21 protein-coding genes and 1 pseudogene are annotated in these 24,736 nt (G+C 43.1%); 2 read left to right on the forward strand and 20 right to left on the reverse strand.

The window, feature by feature from the left end; genetic code table 11:
• Window positions 1-33: 33 nt before the first annotated feature.
• From ACRRMM_RS15550 to ACRRMM_RS15560, 3 genes are read right to left on the reverse strand one after another with little or no spacing between them, the layout of a single operon-like run.
• On the reverse strand, window positions 34-1,080 hold the full coding sequence (locus ACRRMM_RS15550; RefSeq protein ID WP_202734012.1) for a Gfo/Idh/MocA family protein: 1,047 nt from the start codon (window positions 1,078-1,080) through the stop codon (window positions 34-36).
• Window positions 1,077-1,943: an HAD-IIB family hydrolase gene (locus ACRRMM_RS15555; protein WP_017366565.1), complete on the reverse strand. Its 867-nt coding sequence runs from the start codon at window positions 1,941-1,943 to the stop codon at window positions 1,077-1,079. The genes ACRRMM_RS15550 and ACRRMM_RS15555 overlap by 4 nt, the downstream gene beginning before the upstream one ends.
• On the reverse strand, window positions 1,918-3,243 hold the full coding sequence (locus ACRRMM_RS15560) for a DegT/DnrJ/EryC1/StrS family aminotransferase (RefSeq protein WP_353829594.1): 1,326 nt from the start codon (window positions 3,241-3,243) through the stop codon (window positions 1,918-1,920). The genes ACRRMM_RS15555 and ACRRMM_RS15560 overlap by 26 nt, the downstream gene beginning before the upstream one ends.
• 109 nt (window positions 3,244-3,352) lie before the next feature.
• Here ACRRMM_RS15560 and ACRRMM_RS15565 point away from each other — a divergent pair, with 109 nt between their 5' ends.
• Window positions 3,353-4,342, forward strand: coding sequence for a LacI family DNA-binding transcriptional regulator (locus tag ACRRMM_RS15565; protein ID WP_017358581.1), 990 nt, complete (start codon window positions 3,353-3,355; stop codon window positions 4,340-4,342).
• Between the two features lie 249 nt (window positions 4,343-4,591).
• Here the strand turns inward: ACRRMM_RS15565 and ACRRMM_RS15570 are convergent, their stop codons facing one another.
• The 3 genes from ACRRMM_RS15570 to ACRRMM_RS15580 form a co-directional block, all read right to left on the reverse strand.
• Complete coding sequence (locus tag ACRRMM_RS15570; RefSeq protein WP_108611514.1) at window positions 4,592-6,214, reverse strand: L-lactate permease; 1,623 nt, start codon at window positions 6,212-6,214, stop codon at window positions 4,592-4,594.
• Between the two features lie 43 nt (window positions 6,215-6,257).
• Window positions 6,258-7,205, reverse strand: a complete 948-nt coding sequence (locus ACRRMM_RS15575; RefSeq protein WP_007498309.1) for an L-lactate dehydrogenase — start codon at window positions 7,203-7,205, stop codon at window positions 6,258-6,260.
• Window positions 7,206-7,422: 217 nt separating this feature from the next.
• Entirely contained in the window at window positions 7,423-8,853 is a 1,431-nt protein-coding gene (locus tag ACRRMM_RS15580) for a YfcC family protein (RefSeq protein ID WP_125590063.1), read from the reverse strand.
• A 153-nt stretch (window positions 8,854-9,006) separates the two neighbouring features.
• Between ACRRMM_RS15580 and ACRRMM_RS15585 the strand changes: the two genes are divergently transcribed.
• Entirely contained in the window at window positions 9,007-10,134 is a 1,128-nt protein-coding gene (locus ACRRMM_RS15585) for a M20 peptidase aminoacylase family protein (protein ID WP_366206015.1), read from the forward strand.
• 47 nt (window positions 10,135-10,181) lie between these two features.
• Here ACRRMM_RS15585 and ACRRMM_RS15590 read toward each other — a convergent pair whose 3' ends face one another.
• From ACRRMM_RS15590 to ACRRMM_RS15655, 14 genes and pseudogenes are all read right to left on the reverse strand, one after another.
• Window positions 10,182-10,904, reverse strand: coding sequence for an SDR family oxidoreductase (locus ACRRMM_RS15590; RefSeq protein ID WP_138825010.1), 723 nt, complete (start codon window positions 10,902-10,904; stop codon window positions 10,182-10,184).
• A gap of 85 nt (window positions 10,905-10,989) precedes the next feature.
• A complete protein-coding gene (locus tag ACRRMM_RS15595) occupies window positions 10,990-11,796 on the reverse strand; it encodes an alpha/beta fold hydrolase (protein WP_428828967.1) in 807 nt (268 codons plus the stop codon).
• Window positions 11,797-11,904: 108 nt separating this feature from the next.
• Window positions 11,905-12,786: a glycine betaine ABC transporter substrate-binding protein gene (locus ACRRMM_RS15600; RefSeq protein WP_008342122.1), complete on the reverse strand. Its 882-nt coding sequence runs from the start codon at window positions 12,784-12,786 to the stop codon at window positions 11,905-11,907.
• Window positions 12,786-13,631, reverse strand: a complete 846-nt coding sequence (gene opuAB / locus ACRRMM_RS15605; protein WP_024718999.1) for a glycine/proline betaine ABC transporter permease subunit OpuAB — start codon at window positions 13,629-13,631, stop codon at window positions 12,786-12,788. The genes ACRRMM_RS15600 and opuAB overlap by 1 nt, the downstream gene beginning before the upstream one ends.
• A gap of 10 nt (window positions 13,632-13,641) precedes the next feature.
• Window positions 13,642-14,907, reverse strand: coding sequence for a glycine/proline betaine ABC transporter ATP-binding protein OpuAA (opuAA, locus tag ACRRMM_RS15610; RefSeq protein WP_008342124.1), 1,266 nt, complete (start codon window positions 14,905-14,907; stop codon window positions 13,642-13,644).
• Window positions 14,908-15,307: 400 nt separating this feature from the next.
• Complete coding sequence (locus ACRRMM_RS15615) at window positions 15,308-16,402, reverse strand: toxic anion resistance protein (protein WP_025206695.1); 1,095 nt, start codon at window positions 16,400-16,402, stop codon at window positions 15,308-15,310.
• A 14-nt stretch (window positions 16,403-16,416) separates the two neighbouring features.
• Window positions 16,417-18,033, reverse strand: a complete 1,617-nt coding sequence (locus tag ACRRMM_RS15620; protein WP_428828755.1) for a YceG family protein — start codon at window positions 18,031-18,033, stop codon at window positions 16,417-16,419.
• A 70-nt stretch (window positions 18,034-18,103) separates the two neighbouring features.
• A complete protein-coding gene (locus ACRRMM_RS15625; protein ID WP_017366558.1) occupies window positions 18,104-18,919 on the reverse strand; it encodes an HAD family hydrolase in 816 nt (271 codons plus the stop codon).
• Window positions 18,916-20,025 (reverse strand): cysteine protease StiP family protein, encoded by a 1,110-nt coding sequence (locus ACRRMM_RS15630; protein WP_046342552.1) that lies wholly within the window; start codon window positions 20,023-20,025, stop codon window positions 18,916-18,918. Before ACRRMM_RS15630 ends, ACRRMM_RS15625 begins: the two co-directional genes overlap by 4 nt.
• Window positions 20,018-21,351, reverse strand: a pseudogene (locus tag ACRRMM_RS15635) (phosphoribosyltransferase family protein). Before ACRRMM_RS15635 ends, ACRRMM_RS15630 begins: the two are co-directional and overlap by 8 nt.
• Window positions 21,335-22,528: an HpcH/HpaI aldolase/citrate lyase family protein gene (locus ACRRMM_RS15640; RefSeq protein WP_046342549.1), complete on the reverse strand. Its 1,194-nt coding sequence runs from the start codon at window positions 22,526-22,528 to the stop codon at window positions 21,335-21,337. Before ACRRMM_RS15640 ends, ACRRMM_RS15635 begins: the two are co-directional and overlap by 17 nt.
• An 82-nt stretch (window positions 22,529-22,610) precedes the next feature.
• Window positions 22,611-23,390 carry a TerC family protein gene (locus ACRRMM_RS15645; RefSeq protein ID WP_008342130.1) on the reverse strand — a complete coding sequence of 260 codons (780 nt, stop codon included), beginning with the start codon at window positions 23,388-23,390 and terminating at the stop codon, window positions 22,611-22,613.
• 140 nt (window positions 23,391-23,530) lie between these two features.
• A complete protein-coding gene (locus tag ACRRMM_RS15650; RefSeq protein ID WP_007498343.1) occupies window positions 23,531-24,109 on the reverse strand; it encodes a TerD family protein in 579 nt (192 codons plus the stop codon).
• A gap of 41 nt (window positions 24,110-24,150) precedes the next feature.
• Window positions 24,151-24,732, reverse strand: a complete 582-nt coding sequence (locus ACRRMM_RS15655) for a TerD family protein (RefSeq protein WP_008342133.1) — start codon at window positions 24,730-24,732, stop codon at window positions 24,151-24,153.
• Window positions 24,733-24,736 lie beyond the last annotated feature (4 nt).

Below are 24,736 nucleotides of genomic sequence, written 5' to 3' on the forward strand. Positions count from 1 at the left end.
CGGAGTCATGATATCCTCCGCTCCACCTCTTCATTAATATGCGCGGGCAGAGACGGCAGCCTCTTCCCTCTCGAAGCACGTATTCAGCGCAGCCTGCGCGCGATAACCATCTGCAAAATCGGCCACCTTCATATGAGATGGATAAGGATCTGTATTCACCCAATGCATCAGCTGATCACGGAATGTATCAGACCATCCATAAAATTCATTCGGCGGATCTGTCAGCAATGTTTGCGGCATTTGATGACGCTCTACACACAAGCCATCACTGATCTCATATTCGTTTTTCATGTTTGTATGGTATTTAAAAACCTTGTCATGCCCCACTACTTCTACACTAAATCCACATTCCTCGGGCTGCGTACTTTTGGACGTCACCAAATGAAAGAACACTTGATTCTCCATTTGCCCAAAAATTTCGGTATGGTCATCGACCTGTACCTTTTTCTCTTCCTTTTCCTTTACATGTGTCAGCATCTTCGTATTAAGGGATTCTTTTTTCATTTCACTGCCAAATAAGTACCACAGCATATCAATCAAATGAATCCCTAAATCTCCTAATGCACCGCTTGTACGCAGACTTTCACCGCTGTCTCTCCACGAAAATGTCTTTCTTCTAAGGGCACTATTTTTCTTAAAATGTGTCCGTACTGTCAAAACGCGTCCTAATTCACCATTGGCGATCAAGTTCTTCAAAATATTCACAAAGGATAAATAGCGATAGTTAAAACCCATACTGGCTTGAACCTGGAACTGTTTGGCTGTCTCCACCATTTCCTTCGCTTCTTTTAACGATACAGCCATCGGTTTTTCGCATAAAATCGGCTGTCCTGCTCTAAGCGCCTGAAGGGCATGGTCCTTGTGACAGAAGTTAGGGGAAGCAATGATCAATCCATCTGATGCATCCGCTAGTGTTTCGATACTGGCATACACCCGTCCGCCGTACTGTTTAATAAATCCTTGTGCGACGGATTCGTGCAAGTCATAGACCCCAGATAATTCTGCACCTTTGATCGTTGATAATGCTCTAGCATGTGCTTTTGCAATATTCCCTGCTCCAACAATTCCAATTTTCTTCATGAATGTGCCTCCTCATGTTTATACATCACTGTTTTCAATGTTTCATAGATTCCTTTTGCATACCCATGATGACAAATTTGATGATGGTGCCGTTTGGCTTCGGCTGTTGCATTTTGGACAAGAAAGCCGTGCGTGACGGATTGAAGCATCCGCAGGTCATTCCCACTATCACCAAAAGCAAAGCCCTTATCTTTTGACAGGTTATATTGATTCAGCATAAACCGAACGATTTCATCCTTCCCTGTTCCCACTGGTAAAAAATCAACGTCATAGCAATCCGCAGGGTCACCCGCAAGTGGGTTGCATTTGTTGATGTTCACCGCCACTCCCCGCTCCTTCGCAAGTGTTTGGATGAATGATAGATGATGAAGGTCTGTCCGTTCATCCTGCTCCTGATAATAGAAATTCTTTTTATACCCAGAGCTGCCCAGCTGTGTTTGCGGCCTAAGAGTGATCCCCTTTTCACGTACGCTTTGCAGAATATCTTCGATTTTTTCGTCTGAAAAGCCCTGTGCATCAAGCCGTTTCATCCATTCTGCATCCGGCTGTCCAAATTTCCCATCTGATGTATACACAATTTCAGTTCCTAAATTCGACGCAATGAAATGCGGGAATTGATAGAAACCGCCTTTCTCCATTTTGCTCGTAACAGAATCGAGGCTGCTTCCCGTCACCCAGCCCAGCATGAGCTGTCCGGCTTCGCTCTTTTCTGCCACAAAAGCTTCCAGCCGTTTTACATCCTCTCTCTGCTCCTCGGTCATTCCGTGAGAATAATAGGTCTCATCGAAATCACAGAAGACGATCCACTGCGGATGTTGCGGTTGATGCACAAGCTTTTTATTGAATGGAAGATTTGATAACATGATGGACCCCCTCGATGACTTTCTCCTGATCTTGCAGCGGCATTCCTGGGTAAAGCGGCAAGTGGAGTAATTGCTGTACGGCTTTTTCCGTATGTGGTAGTTCCGTTTGTCTATACTTTTGAGAAACAAGATTCGTTTGATGCTGATGCGATAAAATTGGGTAATAGACGTCTGTTTCTATGCCCATTTCTAATAATTTCTCTGCCAGCTCATCTCGGCTTCCCTTCACCACTCTGATCGGGAATAGATGCCATACATGATCGTCTGTCAGCTTCGGAAGCTTAATATAGCCTTCGTCTTCCAGCGTTTGCAGCTGATCTATGTATCTCTTTGCCAAGTAAAAGCGTTTAAAGTTTTGTAAACCTAAATATTTCATTCGTTCTAGCCCGATTGCGGCCTGTAAGTTATCAATCTTAGAATTAAAGCCATAGTCACTGCGCTTCACGTTTTTCTTTCCTGGTTCAAAACCGTGATAGCTGATTTCCATGCATTTTTCGGCTAGGGCTTCATCATTTGTCGCGATGGCTCCTGCCTTTCCGCAAACTCCAAGGTTTTTGTAAGGATTAAAGCTGAGAACAAGTCCATCCCCAAATGCCCCAAGCTCGCTGCTGCCAATCGCCTGACAGCCATCCTCAATGATCGATAGACCATGCCGTTTCGCAATCGTCGAAATGGCCTTCATATCCGCTTGCTTTCCATACAAATGAACCGGGAGAATACATACTGTCTTATCTGTGATATGCTTTTCTATTTCATTCGGCGCTAGGCAGTAGGTGTCTGGATCAATATCGGCATAGACTGGAACCGCACCAATCGCAAGCACTGCATTTTCTGTTGCAGCAAAGCTGTTGGCAGGTAGGATGACCTCATCTCCAGGATGGACGCCTGCTGATATTAAACTGATCATCAAGGCATCTGTTCCACTTGATGTGGCAATGACATATTTTTTCCCTAAGTACGCTGCAAGCATCTTTTCAAACTTTGGAATATAAGGGCCTGATGTAAAACGGCCTGAACTTAATACTTCTTTCAGCACCTGCATAATATCATCAATCTCATCCTCTGAAATCAGTTTATCGACCGGCAGGAACGGTATCTTTTTTTCCTTATTTTGTTTATAATGGAAGAGAATTTTTTCCAAACCTGTACGCGCAATATCTTGCTCAAAGAACGCAGCAAGCTTATCATTCGCTAGATTCTTTTCAACTGAATCAGCCTTTACTTGAACACCTTGATTGATCATATCCAGCAACGGTAGATAATCCTTGCTTTTACCTGATATCTTCGTCAATATTTGCATTCCATTCCCTCCAATTAATCAATTCCATTTGTTAATATTTAACTTGTTTCACATTGTAAATGATGTTATCGATTTCAGAACAATAACTTTGTGTAAAGGATTTGTTAATATGTGTACAATTTATGAAATTGCCAAACGCTGCGGGGTTTCAACGACCACTGTTTCTCGGGTGCTGAACAACCATCCATATGTATCCGAAGAAAAGCGCCAGCACATTTTACAGGTGATGAAGGAAATGGAGTATACACCAAGCTCAGCAGCCCGCACCCTTCGGTCACATCAGACAAAAACCATTGCTGTGTCTGTTCCAGCTGTGGACCATCCTTTTTTTGCACAATTGATTAAAGGCATTTCAAAGGAAGCACTGGATCAAGGGTATAAAGCCATCGTGCTCCAGACGTTTTATCAAGAATCAGTAGAACTTGAAGGGCTTCAATTATTAAAAAGAAAAGAAGTAGATGGTGTCATATTGGGGGCGTTAGAAAATAAGTGGGAAACAATCGAGCCATTTTTAGCAAACGGCCCGATCGTCATGGCAAATGAATTTCATCAAACAGCAGACATTCCGATTATCGGATATGATGAGCGGGAAGCTGCCTATAAAGCGGTTGACTACTTGATTCAATCAGGGCGTACATCCATTGGATTTTGCTTTGATACAGAAAGCAGTGAAGCACAAAAACAAAGAAAGCAAGGCTATCTTGATGCGCTTTCTGATCACGGTTTGCCGCTTAAAGAAGATTGGCTGTTTGGCGAGGCTTTTACCATTGAAGACGGCTTTCGTTTGATGGACTTAATCCACCGGATGCCGGATGCGCCGGATGCGATTTTCACCGGCAATGATCAAGTGGCAGCAGGCCTCATTAAACAAGCCATTTCATATGGATATCACATTCCTAAGGATTTAGCGGTGATCGGTTATGACAACCAAGACATTTGCGAGGTGACAGCTCCAACGATCACGACCATCGACATCCCCATCGTCGAGCTTGGCCAGCAGTCTGTCAAACAAATGATTCAGCTGCTACAAGATCAAAAACCATTACAACGTGAACATATTCAGCTACCTACTCGGCTTGTCACACGAGAATCTACATAAAAAAAAGACTGAGAAATCTCTCAGTCTCAGCGTGTAGACAAACCCTCGCATTCTTTGTCAGTCCTGCGCTCTGGTGCTCACGAATGCCGAATTCGCTCCGCTCCAGTGCTCGTCCTTCCTAGACTGCAAAGGTTTTCTTTCACGCTGAAAAGAAGACAAAGGGCTAAAAAAAGTATATTTTAGCCCTTTGTTAACAATCTGAAGACTGAGAAATCTCTCAGTCTTCCATTTTTCAATCAATCGATCAACCTATACAAATTGAGCAAGAATGAATGTCCATATACATACGATGCCGAGCAAAATGAAGCTGTACTTCACTGTTTTTTGGAAGAGCTCAGATTCTTTACCTGTTTCTCCTACAGCTGCTGTTGCAATAGCAATAGATTGTGGAGAAATTAATTTCGCCATCACACCACCGGTCGTATTTGCCCCGATTAACAAACCTGCCTGAGAGCCGATTTGAGAAGCAGTGACCGCTTGAAGGTTGCCGAATAAGGCATTGTTACTCACAACAGATCCCGTAATAAACACGCCGATCCAGCCAAGCACTGGGCTGACAAGCGGGAATAAATCGCCTGTTTTAGCAAGCGCTAGTCCGATAGCAGAACTTAGACCTGCAAAGTTCGCCAAGTTGGCAAAGCCCATGACAAAACAAATCGTAAGAACAGGGACCCAAAGCTCTTTGACCGCTGCATTTAAGCAGGCAGCCCCTTCTTTTAATGTAATATGTCTGCTGAACAATCCTGTCAGCATCACTGCAATTAGAATGGCGGTACCTGTTGCACTAATAACATCAATTTTAAAGATCGCATCAATCGGTGTTTCTGTTTGGGCAATTGGCGGTAATTTCACAATTTGCTGATGCAGAAACGGCATTTTCACTAAAATGGTTGTCCAGTTAAGCGGTCCTCCTACAGCAAATAATGCTTTAAAAGCTGGTAGGCTCCATACAGTAATGACGGCAGTTAAAATATAAAACGGAGACCATGCTTTCAGCACCTCAACACCGCTATACGTTTGTTTCTTCTCAATGGCTGGTGCCCCTTCTTCACGATAAATATGTTTCGGCTGCCATTTTCGAAGAAATAAAGCCAAAATTCCCATACTCGCTAAAGCTGAAATAATATTGGCAAGCTCAGGACCCATCGTGACCATTGTAACAGCCTGCAGAATCGCATAGCTTCCACTCACAACAAGCAAGGCTGGAAGCGTTTCTTTGATTCCCTTAAAGCCGTCTACAATGAGAATCAGCAGAAATGGGATACAGAAAGAAATAAACGGAATGGTGTACACAAGGGTTTGAGACAGCTCAAGCGGCGTCATATTTCCCATTTGCGCCCCTGTAATAACCGGGATACCTACTGCACCAAAAGCGCCAGACGCAGCATTTGCAATCAAGCAGAGCATGGCGGCTTTTAGTGGTTTAAACCCAAGCTCTGTTAAAAGAGCGGCACTAATCGCAATCGGTACACCGAATCCAGCGGCTCCCTCTAAAAATGCGTTAAAACTAAAACCAATTAATAAGAGCTGTAACCGTTGATCTTGAGAAATTCCTGCAATACTAGAACGAATGACATCAAACTTTCCAGACTTCACAGCAATTTTATAGAGCCATACGGCCATGATGACGATATATCCAATCGGCCACAGCCCATTAGATACACCGAGCACCACAGCAGATAATGCTTTTTCAATTGGCATATGAAAGAAGAAAACAGCTGTTACAAAACTGACAATCAAGGTAAAACAAGCGGCTAATACCCCTTTTAACTTAAATACAGTTAATGCTAGTAGGAAAAACAAGATTGGAAGCATGGCCACCAATGCACTGACGAACTCATTACCAAACGGATCATATATTTGCTGCCACATAGTGATTCATCCTTTTCTGCTCAGATAGGTTGCCTTTGATTGATTAAAAATGAGGAGCTAAAATTTCTTTTAACACATTCACACTATGTGCGAATTTTTCTTTTTCTGTGTCGTTCAGTGCGAGCTCCATCACTTCTGTTGCACCATTTCGGTTCACGAGGGCAGGTACACCAATGTAGACATCTTCTGCTCCGTATTCCCCATCTAAATAAGTGCTGACAGTCAAAATGCTGTTTTCATTGTGTAAAATGGCTCTAGTAATACGGGCTAAACTCATCGCTACGCCGTAATAAGTCGCTCCTTTTTTCTCAATGATTTGGTAAGCGGCATGACGGACATTTTCCATGATGTCGTCTAAATCTTCTTGTTTGTATTGGTCATTTCTCTTCATTAATTCTGTGATCGGTACACTTCCGATATTCGCATGGCTCCAAACAGCAAGCTCTGTATCCCCATGCTCTCCAATGATGTACGCATGCACATTGTGCGCCGCTGCTTCAAAGTACTCACTAAGCATGTATCTGAATCTTGCCGTATCAAGCGTTGTTCCACTGCCAATCACTCGTTCTTTTGGTAGTCCGCTGAATTTCCAAGTCGCATAAGTCAAAATATCAACTGGGTTCGTAGCAACTAAGAAAATACCATCGAATCCGCTTTTCATCACATTGTCTACAATGCCTTTAAATATATTTAAATTTTTCTCAACAAGATCAAGTCTCGTTTCACCTGGCTTTTGGTTTGCACCAGCGCAGATACATACAATATCAGCATCCTGACAATCCTCATAATCTCCATACCAAGTATTCACAGGATGCGGGGCGAATGCTTTCCCGTGGTTTAAATCCATGACGTCACCCATTGCTTTATCTTGATTCAAATCGATGACTACCAATTCATCTGTGATTGCTTGATTTATTAATGTAAAGGCATAACTGCTGCCGACAAAACCTGCTCCAATAAGTGCTACTTTGTTTACTTTTTCGTTTGTCATTTATCTCATCCTCCTGAGTAAAACTAGGTTGTTTTTCTTATGTGAAGTATTTCACATTCTTATTGTGCAACACTTCACAAACTTTTGCAAGGGGATTGCTCAAAAAAATAATGTTGCCATTTTGTGAACACTCATATTGTGGTTTTAAACCGCTGTCCCCATACATGTTCTCATAAGAAAAAAGCCACCAAACACTCTTTGGTGGCTTCTCTCTTATTTAATAAGGTCCCCAATTGATCATGACACCGATACAAATAAAGACAAGGCCGATGACGAACCAAATGAGCGCAAGCGGCACCATAAAACGCAGCCATTTCACGTATGGAATCCCACTTGCAGCCAAGACAGCCATCAACACACCTGAAGTCGGATTCACGCAGTTGACCACCCCTTCACCGAGCATCACTGCTTCTACCGCTACTTGTCTCGTGATACCCATTAAATCAGCAAGCGGCGCAAGAATCGGTATAAAGACAACCGCTTCTCCTGATCCTGATGAAATCAAAAAGTGAAGGAGCGCACTGGCGATATACATGCCGATCGCACCAGCGATTGGACTAAACCCTGTCAGCATACTCGCAAGCCCATTCACCACAGTATCAAGCAGCTTGCCGTTTTCCAAAATGACTGAAATGCAGCGTGCCATGCCGACAATGAGTGCGCCGTATACAAGGCTTTGACAGCCGACAATAAACGTTTTTGCAATATCATTGGCAGCTAATCCCCCAAGCAGGCCAGCAGCAATGGCCATGAAAATGAACACACCAGCCATTTCCTTATCGGTCCAGCCAAGCTGAAGCGCACCATATAAGAACCCCCCAAGCGACAAACCACACACCGTTAAAATCAGCTTATGTCTACCGGTGAATTCAGGCTTGTCCACAGATTCCGCATCAGCTCCTCCAAGCCCTTTAGCAGGAAACCACTCGTCACCAAGAAGGCTTCCCTTTTCTTTATTTTTCAAGCGTTTTGTATACAAATAGATGTACACAATACTAGATAGGAGAAAACAAAGATAAATGATGACACGCAGACCAATACCAGAAAAAATCGGCAGTTCTGCAATCGTTTGTGATAAACCTAATGGAGATGGAGACAAAATGGTTGCGTTAAAACCTGCATAACAGCCGATGTAAATAACCGCCGCTCCCGCCACTGCATCCCACTTTAAAGAACGTGCCACAATGATCCCAATAGGAATAAAGCCAATGACCGAGTTCACCACAATTCCGGTCGTCCCAAGTACAGAAAACAATCCGCCAACAATACAAATAAACAATAGCTGTTTCGTTTGGAACCGGCTGATGACATTGTGAATCATCCCGTTAATGGCACCTGTCTTTTCCAGAATCGCAATGGTTCCGCCAGTAAAAAGAATCAGAAAAATAATAGAGGATGAACCAACCATCCCTTCTTGAATCGCTGTAAAAAAACCAACCGGACTAACTGGTGATTGATCTATACGGTGATAACTGCCAGGAACAGCTGTTGTGATTTCTCCTGACGTTTTTCGATCAAATTCACCGGCTGGTACAAAATACGTTGCGATCGTACAAATTAAAGCAATCATAAATAAGAGTACATACGCATCCGGCATCTGAAGTTTTCTTTTTTGTTTCTCAGGTGCTGATACTGTCGCTGTTTTCATCTGTCAAAACCCCTTTGTCCCGATCGGAATTTCACTTAATTTTCTGAATAATCAAATGATGTGTTATATTATAAACACTGATGATATTTAAGATCAATATTATTTCACTAAAAGAATGTTTTGGCAGATTATCTGTCAGCAAGGAGGCTTCTCATGACAACTTTGACAAACGAGATGAAACAAACCGTGACAGACATCTTTGAACATCTGCACGCTCATCCAGAAATCAGCTGGGAAGAGACAAATACGACAGCTTATATTGAAGCTCTATTAAAGAAATTAGGCTGTAAAACGAGAACATTTGAAGACTGTACAGGGGTAATAGGTGAAATTGGGGAAGGCGCACCAGTGGTTGCTGTGAGAGCCGATATTGACGCATTGTGGCAGGAAGTAGATGGCGTATTTCAAGCCAACCATTCATGCGGACACGATGCTCATATGACGATGGCACTTGGGACATTCATGGCATTGAAAGATAAAGAACTTCCAAGTGGCACGATCCGATTCATTTTTCAGCCTGCCGAAGAAAGAGGCGGCGGCGCTTTAAAGATGATCGAAAAAGGTGTGTTAGCTGACGTCGATTATTTATACGGGGTGCATGTGCGCCCAATTCAAGAAACCTTAAACGGACGCTGCGCTCCTGCCATTTTGCACGGATCAAGTAATCATTACGTCGGGACCATTCTAGGGGAGGAAGCACACGGTGCACGCCCGCACCTTGGGGTCAACGTCATCGAAGTTGCATCTACGCTTGTGCAAAGACTGGCGCATATCCATGTCGATCCACGAGTCGCTCATTCTGTGAAAATGACCAATTTAAATGCAGGCGGCGGCAGCTCCAACATCATCCCTGGCAAGGCCTCTTTTACACTCGACGTTCGGGCGCAGACAAACGAAGTGATGGATGAATTAGAAAAGGAAATTGAAAGAGCATGCCATTCTGTAGCGGATGCTTTTGGCGCCTCTATCACACTTTCAACTGATCATCGTCTTCCAGCTGCGACATTAAATGAAGAAGCTGTGGAGATCATGTCACATGCCATAGAGCAAGTGCTAGGCAAAGAACAGCTCGATCCACCGATCGTGACGACAGGCGGAGAGGACTTTCATTTTTATGCAGCAAAGGTTCCTCATATTAAATCGACGATGCTCGGTTTAGGCTGTGATTTAAAACCTGGGCTTCATCACCCTTATATGACATTCGATCGCTCTGCGATTTTTACCGGCATTGAGATTTTGACGGAAGCTGTATACGAAACACTTCAGCAGCATTCATCGTAAAATAAAAAAACCACCCGTCTTTCCTGAAGCGGGTGGTCTCCTTTATTTTACGCATTCACATCTGTCATCGCCGGGACATTGATTTCTTTCACACAGGACACCCTTGATAGATGAATAACACATCTCGCCAGCTCGACAATATCTTGTACAGGTATTCTCGTTTCATCATACAGAGCAATGGCTTTTTCAGCGCCATCTTCGTACGGAACTTCTGCCGCCAGCTCCCCTGGATTGATACAGGTAACGGATATTTTATCTTTCCTTACGTGCTCTCTTAGTGCGTTCACAATACCACGAAGCCCAAATTTAGAAGCAACAAAAGAAACCTGAGACAAATTCGTATGGTCAAGTCCCGCAGTAGAACCAATGACGATGATCTTTCCATTCCCAGATGTCCTTACATGCGGAAGCAGAGCTTGGATGTAGATAATCGTTGAGGTAACGTTCACATTGATTAAATGAGCGATATCCTCCGGTTGATCAAGATCGAAAGAATAATCATCTTCAAAGCCGCGTTTCTCCCATAAGCCTACGTTATAAATAAGTACATCAATTGTTTGATTCTTCAATGCTTCGAGCATAAAAGGGATATGGGTTTGGCTTGATAAATCGATCTTCAGCCAAATTCTACGCACCCCATCGTCTATGTTCAAACTGCTTGGTTCACTTCGTGACACAATCCATACTGTATCTCCACTTGAAGGAAGACCTTTTACAAAGGCATCCCCTAATCCTTGACTCGCACCGAATATGATATAGTTTTTACTCATGCTTCCTCCTTCATGGCTCACTTACGAGCTTCCATCCATACACCCATTCATCTGTAAGCGTTTTATACCTATATCATACAGTGTCTTATACATGCCTGCCCCTTTTATGCTCATCTTTACTTTCTAAATGGCCTAGCTTCCTTATTTCCTTTAATTCCTCTGGTAACGCACGCGCTTCTATAAAGCTTTTGATCATGTCGACAAAAAGTTCTTTCTTTTCAAAAGTAAACGTATGTCCAATGTCAGGAACGATGAACCCGGCTGCATTCGGGTGTGCATTCGTGATTTTTTCTGCTGACCTAGTCATAATTCCCTTTTCCTTTTCTCCCACTGTCACAAGAATCCGTGCCTTCGCTTGTTGAAACGTCTCAGGGAGCTTGTAATGAAGATTTTCTTGAAACATCGTAAGCAACGTCTTCTTCTGCAATTGTTTGGAATCCGCTGCATAATGATCCAGTACATCGTTTGGAAGTCCCATCTTTTCTGCTTGCAGCTGGATGAACCAATCTTTCTTTAATAACGGATATGTAAGAGGTAAAATGGGCCTTACCATCAAATAGAGCCATGGTAATGGCAACACAAGGGCGCTATTGATGATGGCGATGTCTGCGATGTCTGGCTCTCTCGATAACACATCAACGGCTACCTGTGCACCTAGAGAGAAGCCAATTAGAATGACTGTACGACCATGTGCATTCTCCTTTATCCATGAAATGATTTCAAAAGCACTTTCTCGCATGGAAAACGACGTTTCATTTGCTCTTGTCCCGTGACCAATAAAATCAGGGGTATAGCATTCATACGTTTCCTTGAATATTTCCATATGCTCCTGCCACATCCAGCTGCTTACGCCTCCACCGTGCAGGAAAATCATCATTGGTTTTTCCACCATCGACAACTCATCCACCATCCTTATATATAAGAAAAAGCAGTCGCTTTTTGAGCAGACTGCTTTTTCCATATGCTCCCTTCTATTATAAGGGAACTGTTATACAATTGGCTATTTTTTCAAATCTTCGATCGAGTTGACGTTTTTCATATAAGTCGGAACAACGAGACCCATGCGAAGACCCTTCATACTTGTACCGAGGTCATCATATTTTCCTTTAAACTTCGCTGCATACGTTTTATGCGTATTTGGAAGCCATGCAGATAATGATGCATCAGCACTTCCGGTTGCAATTGCTGTCCACATTGGACCCGCTTCAACCTGAGTCAAGGTCACTTTAAAGCCAAGTTCACGCAATACCTCGGCGGCCACATTGGTACTTGCAATCTCACTATCCCACGCAACGTAGGCAAGATTGATTTTGTCACCGTTTGACTTTTTTACGCCTTTTGTCCATTTCGCTACTTGATCTTTATGCTTTTTCACATATTTAACAGCAGCATCCTTTGGTTTGACGCCATCCTGAATATCAAGCATCACTTCACCCATGTCATCTTGAGACCATTTAAACTGACTGAGCATTTTGGCTGCTTCCGGCTGATCCTTCGCAAATCCTTTACGTGAAATGGTGTGAATTTCTTCTTCGTCACCATATGATTTTTTCGGATCATCTAAATATTTCAAATCGTAGCGGGAAAACATCCAGTGAGGATTCCAGCCAGTGATGATAATCGGTTTTTTACGGTCATACGATTTCTTCAATGTCGCTGTCATCGCTGCACTTGAGGCAGATACAACCGTCCAATCCTCTAAACCGTAATCCTTTTTCGCTTGATCGGTTAAGGCCATAATACCTGAACCCGGATCAATCCCGATAATCGTTTTATTGACCTGCTGTGCTGCACTTGCATTTGAATCTGATTGTGCACCACAAGCCGCTAGTAAAAAGACGAGCAGGGCGGTCATCCCAATGTAGAGAGACTTTTTCCACATTAAGCATTCCCCCTGGTTTTTTTCGTTTTAATGTTTTGTGTAATACGATCTAGTGTGATCGCTACGATAACAATGGCAATACCAGCTTCAAAACCAATCCCTGTTTTCAGCTGCGTTACTGCACTATATACTTCCGAACCAAGTCCTGGTGCACCAACCATTGCCGCAATGACGACCATGGATAGAGCAAGCATGATACTTTGGTTAATCCCAGCTAAGATGGTTTTTGTAGCAAGTGGAAGCTGAACTTTGAACAAACGCTGGAATGTCGTTGAACCAAAAGCTTCTGTTGCTTCAATTAAATCAGATGGTACTTGTTTAATCCCAAGAATGGTCATACGAATCGTTGGCGGCATAGAGAAAATAACCGATGCCACAACCCCAGGAACAACTCCAATATTAAAGAAGAAGATCGCTGGTAAAAGGTATACGAATGCAGGCATTGTCTGCATTAAGTCTAAAATAGGTGTGACAATTTTACGCACCGTTTCCTTCTGTGATGCCCAAATACCGATCGGAACCCCGATCACGATAGAAATGACCACAGCTGTCAGAACGAGCGCAAGTGTTTGCAGCATTGGCTGCCAGTAGCCTAAATAGTCGATCAGTAAGAATCCGATAAGTGTGAAAAGAGCAACTCCTCTTGTACTGATCCACCAAGCAATGCCGGCAAAGATAAGCGTTAAAATAATGGATGGAATGACGCCAAGTGCAGCTACAATACCATTTACTGTTCCAGCTAATCCATTTGTGATGCCATCAAAGAAACCACCAAAGGTTAATGTTAACCAGTCAACAAATTGATCGATATAATCCGCGAACGGAATTCTAGGTAAATCACTCATACTAAACATCTTATTCTACCTCCTGTGCAGAAGGCTCTTGTGCTTTAATTTCCTCTAGCTCGTTAGAAGACATGTTGATATATTCATCATTACCTGATAATGCACCAATCAATGCACCTCTGACCACAATACCCTTCATTCTGTTTTTCTCATCTACAACGGCAATTGGAATGTTCGCATCAGACACCGCGTCAAAGATCTCTGTTAAATACGTTGATTCCAATACTGTCGTAAATTCTTTATCAAGAACAGTTTCTAGCGACGCACCCGTTTCTGCCGCTTTTTTCGCTGCTTGTGCAGAAATAACACCTAATAAATGCTTTTTCTTATCTACTGCATAGATAGACGAAATACCAAGGTTCTTCATGAGCGTGAGCGCAACACGTGCCCCTTTATCAAGCTGAACTGTTTCTGCACGTTTCATAATGTGACCAGCGGTTAATACTTTAGAAAGGTCTACATCTTCAACGAAACGTTCAACATACTCGTTCGATGGGTTCATCAGAATTTCTTCTGGTGTTCCGATTTGAACGATATTCCCGTCTTTCATGAGGACAATGCGGTCGCCAATACGAAGCGCTTCATCTAAATCATGCGTGATGAAAATAATTGTTTTTCCTACAGACGTATGAAGCTCAAGCAATTCATCCTGCATGTCTTTACGAATTAATGGATCTAGTGCGCTGAATGCTTCATCCATTAACAAAATATCAGGGTCATTAGCTAGTGCACGTGCCAATCCAACACGCTGCTGCATACCGCCACTTAATTGATTTGGGTACTGCTCTTCAAAACCTTCAAGTCCAACAAGCTTTAAAGATTCAAGCGCTTTAGAGCGGCGCTGTTCTTTCTCTACACCTTGCAATTCAAGTCCGTATTCTGTATTCTCCAGAATGGTACGATGCGGGAACAATGCGAAGTTTTGGAAGACCATGCTGATCTTTTTCCGTCTGACTTCACGCAATTGATCCTTTGACATATTTGTTATCATATCCCCATCAATATAAATTTCTCCGGAGGTTGGTTCGATTAACCTATTTAGCAGCCGCACAAGTGTGGACTTTCCGCTCCCTGATAGCCCCATGATGACAAATATCTCGCCGTCATACACATCAAAATTTGCTCGATTGACACCAACTGTTGCGCCGGTCTCTTTTAGGATTTCTCTTTTTGTCTTCCCTTTTTCAAGCATTTGAGATGCTTTTTTAGCATTTTTACCGAAAATTTTAGATACATTATTTATCTTGATTTTGATCTTTCTCTCTTCAGAATTCATTTTTTCCCTCCAAATTAGCATCTTTATAACCGTAACATAAGCGTTATGATGCGAACAATCTTTAGAATTCGCTTATTTCCGTACAATATGTATGAATTCCATATAGAGGTCTGGTGATTACAGTTTATACGCCGTATTACTCGTAAATCCTATAGAATGCTTCATAAACTACATATTATACGGGGTATTTTCTCTCACCAGACAATATTTTACTGGAAATTCCTTATTGTGCTAAAAAATAAGTCGAATCCTTGTGATAGCGGACTTTTTCTTTCATGGGTGAACCATGCCCCTGAACAGGATTTACCCGAAAAAGGTCACATAAAAACCTTTTTTCTCAAATTTTAATCAAATTCATGAAAAAACTGCCTGCAACTTTCGTTACAGACAGCCTGTTTTTTTAGGACTCTAGGGCAGCTTTCTTAATATTATCTTGAAGCTCAAGCATACGTTTTGTTCCGTCCTCACGTAATCGTTTGTTTTCTTCTTCAATCTGCTTCGTCTCTTTCATCCCTTGTACAATCGTATTAAAGGATGATTCGATCGTTTCAATGTCGATGCTTGGACGACCTGATAATTTAGCAATCTCAACACTTTGACTTGAGATATTTTCAGCATTTCGTTTCAGCATTTCATTCGTTCTTCTGTCCAGTTCACTCATGGAATCAGCCACAAGCTTTTGTCTCTTCACTGTCACCGCTTGAATAATTCCATTTTTGAAAATTGGAATCGTAATGATGAAGGCAGAGTTAATTTTCCCGATTAATTTCGTATTACCACGCTGTAGCAAACGGATTTGCGGTGCCGTTTGAAGTGCCACCATCCGTGCCATATCAAGATCATATACACGCTCTTCAAGCGCTTGAATTCCATTACGAAGCGTATCTAGCTCCATTTGTGCCAGCTGGTTTCCCCCCGCCGCTTTTTCTTCATAAGAAGGAACCAATTGTTTTAATTCTTCGATCTTCATTTGCCCTGCGACGACATACTTTTCAAGCTCCATATAGTATTGAATGTTATGCTCATACATTTCTTCAAGCGTGACCGTCGATTTGGTCATTTCATCTTTGTATTTACTAATTTCCACATTGATTTTTTCAATTTCTGCACCGAGCGTTTGATATTTGCTGAAAATCTTCTCGATCATGCTGCCGCCGCGTTTAAAGATTTTTGATAACAAACCGCCCTTCGGCTCGTCAAAATCATTTTTATCAAACCGATCCATAATCTTTCCAAGCTGTGTAAGCATCGTTCCTGAGTCTGTGACACTTGTTGAACGCATCATAGAGAGGATACGGTCAGAAAACTTAGAGATTTCGACAGCCGGCTGTTTTCCGTATTCAAGCAGTTCAAGCTGATTTTTGGCATCAATCTGTCTCGCAATGTTTTGGACTTCTGGTTCATTGCGCAGCTGAACGCGAATATCGTCTGCCTTTTCAATCGTGATTTCCTCTTTATCAATTGAAATGATGTCATTTCCGTTTGTATTTGTCATAAGCTTTGATCTCCTTATCGGTTTTTAATGGATTGAAATAACTTTCTCACAATAGACGGCTCTTTAAACTCTTGGTTCATGACCATTTCATCAAGCCAATGTGTATCAAATAATTGATCGTCAATATACCGCTCTATACACTGATAGCCGGCGGGATGATACACGAAGAGATCCACACCCATTTCATTTAGGAAAATCAGGGCAGCCGCATCAGAACGAGTCAGCTCACCATTATATTCCGTATGGTATAAAATCACTTTCGGTACAGTCTGGGCATAATCAAAGGTTTGAATGAGTTCAATTACATCTTGGTTCATATGCAAAAGCTGCTTGAATAAATAAATACGCACATCTAATTCGGTCTCATGGCCTTCTTTTAACAGCTTCGGATGCTGACATATGCGAGAAATGGCCTCTGCGATCGCACGCTGCGTGCCCTCATACAAATGCGAGAACTGCCACACATTGCTTTTCATTAACAAATCAGGGTCAACCTCTTCTGCTTTAGAGAGTGCATGCTGATAATGAAATTGATAATTCGAAGACACTTCTTGTGTGAAAGGGAAATGACGAATCGTTTTCGTTTCTTTCCCCTCCATTAGCGTATGGATACGGTCCCAATATTCTCGCTTGTCTCTCGTCACCCCCATCATCTTCGCAAAAAGATTCGGAATCTGTATGGTGTCACGGTCTGCTTTGAAATTCGGGCGGATAAACGACCGTTCCTTCGCAATTAAAAACAGCTCATCATACGTTGTCTTTAGCGTAATAGAATGAGGGGTATGATCTCTGAATTGCCATGGCTTATACAGCATGGAATCTTCTGTGTGAAGTACCTCTTCAAGCTCTCTTGTCGAACGGTACGCCACCGTTGATTTCCTCTCAGGCTTTTCAGTAGGGAACGGTTCAAGCTTTGACGTCCCTGGATACTGATCAATAAAAGTCAGCTTTTCTTCTGGATCTAATTCACGAAATTGATCCTTGCCTTCTGGATGAAACAGCACCACATCACAGCCAATCAGCATGACATAGTAAAGAAAATAAAGCTGACTTTTATTCGCCTCTCCATACCAAATGACAGCTGGCATTTTTTCTTCCATATTGCCTTCCTTCAGCCATGGTCCTAGATGATTATTTGAAAACTTCACTACATCTAGCAGCACACGGCGGAAATCAGGATGCTGGAATCCCCCTTCATGCAACTGCTTGAAATGTTCAAACACCTGAATTAACGAAAGACGAATATGCCGGTTCATCACTGGGTTTGGATGACGCACAATGAGCTGTTCACCGTCTAAGAAAGCCACAAATCGATTCACGGACAATCCCTTTTCTTCCTGATTGATCATATGAATCCGCTGGAGCGCTTGAAAGTGCTCCGGCTCAATATGCCGGTTGAGGGTTTCACTTAAAATATGCATGCCGTCAGTTTCGTATAATTCATGTAAATAAATAAAATAATCGGTTGCATCATGCGGAGTTCCAAGGACACGGGCGGCGAGACGCGGCAAGGATAAGGTGTGCTCGTCCTTGACGTAGCCGTCTCGTTCAGGGAGCGGCTTTTTCAGCAGGTTTTTCCAGGCTTCCTGTTTCGCCCGTGTCTGGGTTACGTTGATTTCTTTATAACTCACGCCGCTCCTTCCTTTCTCCTATATTTTCTCGAAAGCTACTACTATCATATCATTCAGCCTTCTACTTCTGCTATCGAATCGAAGGCTTTTTTGCCGTGTTCATCTTCTTTGCGACAGAAGCGGCGATTTCGTCTGCCGCCGCCATGCCAGAGGCTGTCGTCGGTTCAAGCGATAGATCAACATCTAAGACTTCCCCATGACTCGGAGCGAAGCCTTTATCCGCTTGACGTATGAGATCAACATCTAACAAGGAGTCGCCCGCACCATATACATATTCAAGGTGTAGCCTTTCTTTTAGAAAAGCAACAGCAGCCCACTTATTGAGCGGCTTTGGAATAAAATATAGCTTCCGGCCCTGAAGGGAAACCTGCCAGCCTCTCTCCTCACCCCACAGCCTTAATTCAGCAAGCGGAATATGAGAAAGAAACTCGTCTTTCATAATTAAATAAAGAAATCTTCCCTCAGCTGTTCGAGTACGTTTCACCCAAGCGGCAACCGGAAGTTCAGAGATCGCCCGCAGCATATCTCTCACCGGCATACACTCTTGCAGTCTCTCATCTACAATCGCCTGCCACTCCTCAAGCGGCTTGCCATGATGAAGGATACAGCCGCCGTTTGTCGTGACGGCATACTCTGGTTTGATCTCTTGCTGAAAGAGAGTGATTCGTTCAAATTGTGCTGTCGTTCTTGTCGTCACTGGGATAAACCAGCCTGCTTGATGAATTGCCTGTAAGGATGCTTTCGTTTCAATCGACACATAGGAAAGCGGCCGGTCGTCCAGCACCTCAATTAATTCGTATGCTCCCTTGTATGCATACTGCTCCAGCATTCGATGTGAGTATATCAGTGTCCGGTCTAAGTCACTGGCAAATGCCATGTTCTTCATGACGATTGCTCCAACGGGCGGATGAGCCCACAGCATGTGTAGGACATGTTAGCATATTCAATCACGGGCACGCCTCTGTCCTCTGCGAGTAGTAAAATGTGCTTGAGCTTTTCCCGAGATCCTGGCTGAATGAGTATTTTCCAAGGAACTCTTCTTAGCAGCACACGGGTCGTCTCACCGACGCCCGGCTTAATCAAATGCGTATTGTCAATTTGGAACTCCTGACCAATTGCTTCAATGGAGGTCATCCCCCGCCAGTCAGGAGGCGTTCCTTGTGCGAGCAGGGTCTCTGCTTTCTCTTGTACATTTGCATCAAGTTCAGAAAACGCTTCTTCAATTGTATTGACATACAAATTAGAGACATCCTCATCAATGAGCTCTTCATAATACTTAGCCCCATGGAAATCATCGGCATGGATCCAGCGGTTGTTTAGCACCGTTCGACTAACTAGGCCAGAGACCGTTGAATTCAAGCAGGCACTTGGAATGAGGAAATCCTCTCTCGTTCCGTAAACACTCGTACAATAACCAGGATCAGCCAGCACAGCTAGCTCACTCGAAAGACGAATTCCATATTTCTGTTCAAAATCAAGCACCGCTTGTTGAAGCTCTTTGGAAATAGCACCCTTTCCGGTCCAACCGTCAATAAAGGCAATCTCAAAACCTGGATGTTCTTTGAGTATATAATGCAGCGCATTCTCATCTATTCCGCGGTCACGAATAATAGAGATGCTATAATGCGGCAAATCGAGACCATACGTCTTTCTGATATACCGTTTAATGAGCACCCCGATTGGTGTCCCAGCCCGTGCCAAGCTGCACAGAACGGTTTGAAATCCTCGCTTTTTCACAATTTGTTCTGCGACAATCGCTACGGCTTCCGCTACCTTTTGCTTACTTTCTTCAAGAGATTGATAGAATAAGTCCATATAAGATGCCGTCGGCTTATATTCAATTGGCAGCATTTCTGAGTAATGGGCACCGCTTTGAATAGAGCGCTCTCGCTCTTCTGTACTTTTCTCCATCTCAATCGATGATAAATCCTTGAGTAAGAAGGTTACGTCCTGCTCTGGATAGCTTCCCATCTTTGTATACACGTTAGCCATTCACCTTCACCTCTCATCTGATAAAGTCACAATATGCACATGCTTCACATGCCGCTCGGCAAATAAGTGGATCAGCGGCATCAAAGCTTCTTGAGACACCTTTTTCTCAAAAAACAAAAAGACATCATCGTACTGACCTTTAGGGATATTGTACACGTAATGCTGAATGCGGGCATCCTCTGGACTCAAAAATGCGAATCCGTTTTGAACGGCGTACCCTTCCTTTTCAACCGGATGAATCGGACTTCTTGTCGTCGAATGAAAAAGGACACCTTCGCCCATATGAGCTGCAAGTCTCATCGGCACATACATCAATTCTCCTGTTCCTAAGCAGAGTGTCTGTTTTCCTTTTCGTTCTCGCTGAAGCTTCAGCCCAGCCTCAGCAGTTGCTTGATCAATGGCGTCCGTGTCCACTGCGCTTAAACCGAAACGACCTGTTTCATGGATATACGGCGAATGCCCCGCCGGATTGACTGCATGGGAAAGTGAATATGGCACTTGCTTAAAGAAGGATTGAAGAGAATGAAAAGAGAGTTCAGGTCTTTTCTCTTGCGCAGCAATTTCATACGAATAAGCAGGCTCATCCAGCGTTGTCCCCCGAAACATCATCTGCCCTTTTAATAAAGATAATGATGTGATATTTACCCCTAGCTCCTCTTGAAGCTGAAGCATCGCTTCCTCGTGCTCCTCTGTTCTCCAATCTAAAATGGATAGAATCGTATAAGAGGATCTAGGGTGCTTTGCGTGCAGATCCCGAATAATATTCATATTTGTCCGGCCTGTCGTGACCTCATCATCTACTAGCACAATCGGGCGATCCGTCCGAAGTAAGGCGTCATCTGCGTAGCAAAGCTGATCTGTCGCATGAGAATGTTCCTCTTCAAATACGAGTGAAGGATCAAAATCCAACAGCTGTTCACGTGTCGTATGAATGTAAGAGGCTCCTTCTATGACGTCATACACACCATGACCAAGCGCAGTTGCCGTTTCAGCAAAGCCAATCACAATCGGCTCGTTTACCGCCGAAAGCTTCTCTTTTTTGAGCGCAGCATAGGCTTCAGTTAACTTAACATGATCATTCGTTTTTAGTGCTTCTACTACATCGTCTTGATGCGGGGGCGTCTTGCCTGTTTGTTCTTTTGCATAAGCCATTGCCAAAAGACCTGAGACGAGGAGTGGTTTCAACGGGTGAACAGGCATATGTTTCCCGAGCACCTTGCTAACAAATAAAAAGGCTCTCTTTTTGTTCACCCGTGCCGCCATGTCAAAAAGATGTTCTTTTTCAAGCTGAAGCGTACCCTCTTTGAGGTTAAGCTCCACCTCCATATGTTCCAAGATGTTCAGCGTATGTGGCTTCTGCTTCTGTGAGTATGTCGATATAGCTTCTATTTTCATGAAACACCCCGTAAATGTCTGACTTCATTAAAATGTTTTCCGCCCAGCGATAGTGCGGCTTCGTTTCGTTCATTTTATTGGAGAAGGTACTCTTCATCACGCCGACTGTACCATCTGCATGCTCTAAAATACTTAATGCATCCATGTACTCTTCCTTTGTGACAACGTACATGCTTTGAACTGGCTTGAGATGTGTTGGATGGATGACTGTCTTGCCATGAATACCGTTTACCACATCCAGCTTTGTCTCTTTGAGCAGACCTTGCATATGATCGAGTTCAGATGAGGAAGATTCACCGCTCTTAGAAATTGCACGGATGAATGGATTTTGTTCTTTTCGTGCCGGTCCAAAATGCTCCCATACAGCACCTGATATCACAAATGAACGACCAAAATAATTGATGATATCTGTGATCAACTCAGAAATGACTCTGATCTCATAAATGGTGGTCTCGCGATCACGGCGAATGCCGTATAATCCACACAGATCCGTTGCTCCAATGCGAATATTCAAAATATATTCCTCATCATTCAGCATGATCTGCTTTAATTCAGACAACACCTGATATCTCGTTTCTTTTTCTAATAAATCTGGTGTTTCTAAAATGGGCATTCCGTATAGTGTTTTCTGAGTTTGTGCTGAAGCCTGTTTCAAACTGTCCACATATTCCTTTGCATTGTGAACGGAGCACTTTGGAAACACAAAACCAGTCAGTAAATGAAGAGAGGGACCGAGCAAATCTGCCATTTTGAGCAGTTGTTTGGGCGAACGAACTCGAATAAATAAAAGCGGCAAATGCTCAGCTATTTCTGGAGAGTGATGAATTGTCTCAGAAAGGCAGGTCAATTGTGCCACTATATTCTGTTCAGCCATGTCCACTTCCTGATCACCAATGGCATCCTCCAAGCAAAACACAACAGAGCAAAGCGCTTCATATTTCTGCGAAAGCAGCATGTCTGCTACATCCTGTCTTGTCGCAGGCATATACAAAGTAGCACCTAATGCATGCGCAAGTACATGCCTTGGCGTCGATGAATGAACTGCCGCCGGCCGCTTAAAAAAAATATCGTGCTGCCTCGTCTCTGATAAAAAACGAAAATATCGCATGCAGTGCCACCTCCTGTTGTAATGACTTGATGATTCAAAAAAGGATGGAGCCGCTAGTCAACTCCATTCCTTTTTGATCGTCCTATTCTTCTTTTGAAGCCGCAGCTTCGTTTGTTACACCTTGATGCTTCTTCTTATTGATTTTATGAACAATAAACGTTCCGATAAACGCTAGGATAATAATCGCAAAGAATGCAAGATGCGGGATTTCAATATGAGCAGCACTTAAGCCCATTTTGATGGCAATAATTCCAATGAGAATAAATGCCGTATTCTCAAGCTCTGGTATACGGTCGATGAGCACAAGGAATAATTGTGCCACTGTACGCATCATGAGAATTCCAAGCATTCCACCTAAAAGAAGAATCCATACTTCCTCAGATACAGCGAATGCAGCAAGAATACTGTCTACCGAGAAGGCAAGGTCCATAATTTCTACAGAAATAACAGTTGCCCAGAAGACGCCAAATACACGAATCATCCAGCCTTCTTTTTTCAATTCCTTCGCTTCGTCATCTCCGTCACCTAACCAGAAGTGCTTAATGACCAGCCAAGCTAAGTATGCAGCGCCTAGTACCTTAATCCACCAAAACTTAATAAGCAGCATCCCTACGCCAATAAATAGAAAACGGAAGAAATAAGCGCCAATTAATCCGTAGGTTAATGCCTTTTTACGCTGCTTTTCAGGTAAATGTTTCACCATTACAGCTAATACAAGTGCGTTATCCGCTGACAACAAACCTTCAAGCACGACAAGGGTCCCAATAAGCCCCCAAGAGACAGGGTCTGTTAATACCTCTGCCCACATATGCCAATCAAAAAACGAGGCATACGTGTCCAACATATGTTTCAAAATGTCCAACTGGTTTTCCTCCTATAAGTGTAGAAGCATCAGCAGGCTTTCGCCTGCTGTTATTCTTGATCGCTGTTTCTTTCTCACTTTGGAAAATACCCTCATATGAGTCATTGGCAGCGCCTCTTGAATGAAGTTGTTTCTTCTCTTTACACTTCTAACCCATAATTTTGACAAAGAGCTGCAAGTCCGCCAGAGAATCCGCTTCCGATTGCGTTAAACTTCCAATCGCTGCCGTGTCTGTATAGTTCGCATACGACGACAGCTGTTTCAATTGAGAAGTCCTCCCCTAAATCAAAACGAATCAATTCTTCCCCGCCCTCTTCATTTACAACACGAACAAATGCATTAGAGACTTGTCCAAAATTCTGGCTGCGTGCCTCTGCATCATGAATCGTCACTGTAATTCCGATACGATCAATGTTAGCAGGAATTTTCGAGAAATCAACGAGAATTTGCTCGTCATCTCCATCTCCTTCACCCGTACGGTTATCACCGGTATGAGTAACACTGCCGCTTGGATGCTGCAGATTATTATAGAACACAAAGTCTGTATCTTGTTGACAACGATTGTTTGCATCTACTAAGAAAGCCGAAGCGTCCAAATCAAATTCGGCTCCGCCTGAATATTTATTCGTATCCCAGCCAAGTCCGATCATCACTTTTGTCAGCCCTGGATTGGTTTTCGTTAAATCGACACGTTGTCCTTTTGAAAGCTGAATCGCCATATTCGTATCTCTCCTATCTTCTGAAAATATGAAAACGGGCGTTACCCGATATCTAAGCCGAAGTCTGTTGCAATGCGGGCAAGTCCGCCTTGATAGCCTGATCCAACAGCTGAGAATTTCCACTCTCCGCCATGACGGTATAATTCACCTACAATAATCGCTGTTTCAATTGAAAAGTCTTCCGCCAAATCATAGCGAATGAGCTCTTCATTTGATGCCGCATTTAAAATACGGACGTAAGCGTTAGACACCTGTCCAAAGTTTTGGCTGCGTGCTTCTGCATCATGGATTGTAATGACGAAGGAGATTTTCTCAATACTTGCTGGTACAGTTGAAAGATCAACATTGACCTGCTCGTCATCTCCGTCTCCTTCACCTGTACGGTTATCGCCTGTATGTACGATACTTCCGCCACCGCCAGTTGTTTGATTGTAGAAGACAAAGTCAGATGGAGAGTTTGCTTTCCCTGCTGCATCTAAAAGGAATACGCTTGCGTCTAGATCAAAGTCATGTCCGCCATCATACTTGTTTACATCCCAGCCAAGACCTACGACTACTTTTGTTAAACCTGGATTCGTTTTTGTTAAATCAATTTTTTGACCTTTCGCTAAAGAAATTCCCACTAGG

It is taken from the genome of Bacillus sp. XT-4, from assembly GCF_050864245.1.
GTDB lineage: Bacteria > Bacillota > Bacilli > Bacillales > Bacillaceae > Bacillus > Bacillus altitudinis.

What these genes read in the sequence shown, in the direction of transcription:
- ACRRMM_RS15550 (WP_202734012.1), bottom strand. Translation starts at nt 1,080, where the DNA reads ATGAAGAAAATTGGAATTGTTGGAGCAGGGAATATTGCAAAAGCACAT.
- ACRRMM_RS15555 (WP_017366565.1), bottom strand. Translation starts at nt 1,943, where the DNA reads ATGTTATCAAATCTTCCATTCAATAAAAAGCTTGTGCATCAACCGCAA.
- ACRRMM_RS15560 (WP_353829594.1), bottom strand. Translation starts at nt 3,243, where the DNA reads ATGCAAATATTGACGAAGATATCAGGTAAAAGCAAGGATTATCTACCG.
- ACRRMM_RS15565 (WP_017358581.1), top strand. Translation starts at nt 3,353, where the DNA reads ATGTGTACAATTTATGAAATTGCCAAACGCTGCGGGGTTTCAACGACC.
- ACRRMM_RS15570 (WP_108611514.1), bottom strand. Translation starts at nt 6,214, where the DNA reads ATGTGGCAGCAAATATATGATCCGTTTGGTAATGAGTTCGTCAGTGCA.
- ACRRMM_RS15575 (WP_007498309.1), bottom strand. Translation starts at nt 7,205, where the DNA reads ATGACAAACGAAAAAGTAAACAAAGTAGCACTTATTGGAGCAGGTTTT.
- ACRRMM_RS15580 (WP_125590063.1), bottom strand. Translation starts at nt 8,853, where the DNA reads ATGAAAACAGCGACAGTATCAGCACCTGAGAAACAAAAAAGAAAACTT.
- ACRRMM_RS15585 (WP_366206015.1), top strand. Translation starts at nt 9,007, where the DNA reads ATGACAACTTTGACAAACGAGATGAAACAAACCGTGACAGACATCTTT.
- ACRRMM_RS15590 (WP_138825010.1), bottom strand. Translation starts at nt 10,904, where the DNA reads ATGAGTAAAAACTATATCATATTCGGTGCGAGTCAAGGATTAGGGGAT.
- ACRRMM_RS15595 (WP_428828967.1), bottom strand. Translation starts at nt 11,796, where the DNA reads ATGGTGGAAAAACCAATGATGATTTTCCTGCACGGTGGAGGCGTAAGC.
- ACRRMM_RS15600 (WP_008342122.1), bottom strand. Translation starts at nt 12,786, where the DNA reads ATGTGGAAAAAGTCTCTCTACATTGGGATGACCGCCCTGCTCGTCTTT.
- opuAB (WP_024718999.1), bottom strand. Translation starts at nt 13,631, where the DNA reads ATGAGTGATTTACCTAGAATTCCGTTCGCGGATTATATCGATCAATTT.
- opuAA (WP_008342124.1), bottom strand. Translation starts at nt 14,907, where the DNA reads ATGAATTCTGAAGAGAGAAAGATCAAAATCAAGATAAATAATGTATCT.
- ACRRMM_RS15615 (WP_025206695.1), bottom strand. Translation starts at nt 16,402, where the DNA reads ATGACAAATACAAACGGAAATGACATCATTTCAATTGATAAAGAGGAA.
- ACRRMM_RS15625 (WP_017366558.1), bottom strand. Translation starts at nt 18,919, where the DNA reads ATGAAGAACATGGCATTTGCCAGTGACTTAGACCGGACACTGATATAC.
- ACRRMM_RS15630 (WP_046342552.1), bottom strand. Translation starts at nt 20,025, where the DNA reads ATGGCTAACGTGTATACAAAGATGGGAAGCTATCCAGAGCAGGACGTA.
- ACRRMM_RS15640 (WP_046342549.1), bottom strand. Translation starts at nt 22,528, where the DNA reads ATGCGATATTTTCGTTTTTTATCAGAGACGAGGCAGCACGATATTTTT.
- ACRRMM_RS15650 (WP_007498343.1), bottom strand. Translation starts at nt 24,109, where the DNA reads ATGGCGATTCAGCTTTCAAAAGGACAACGTGTCGATTTAACGAAAACC.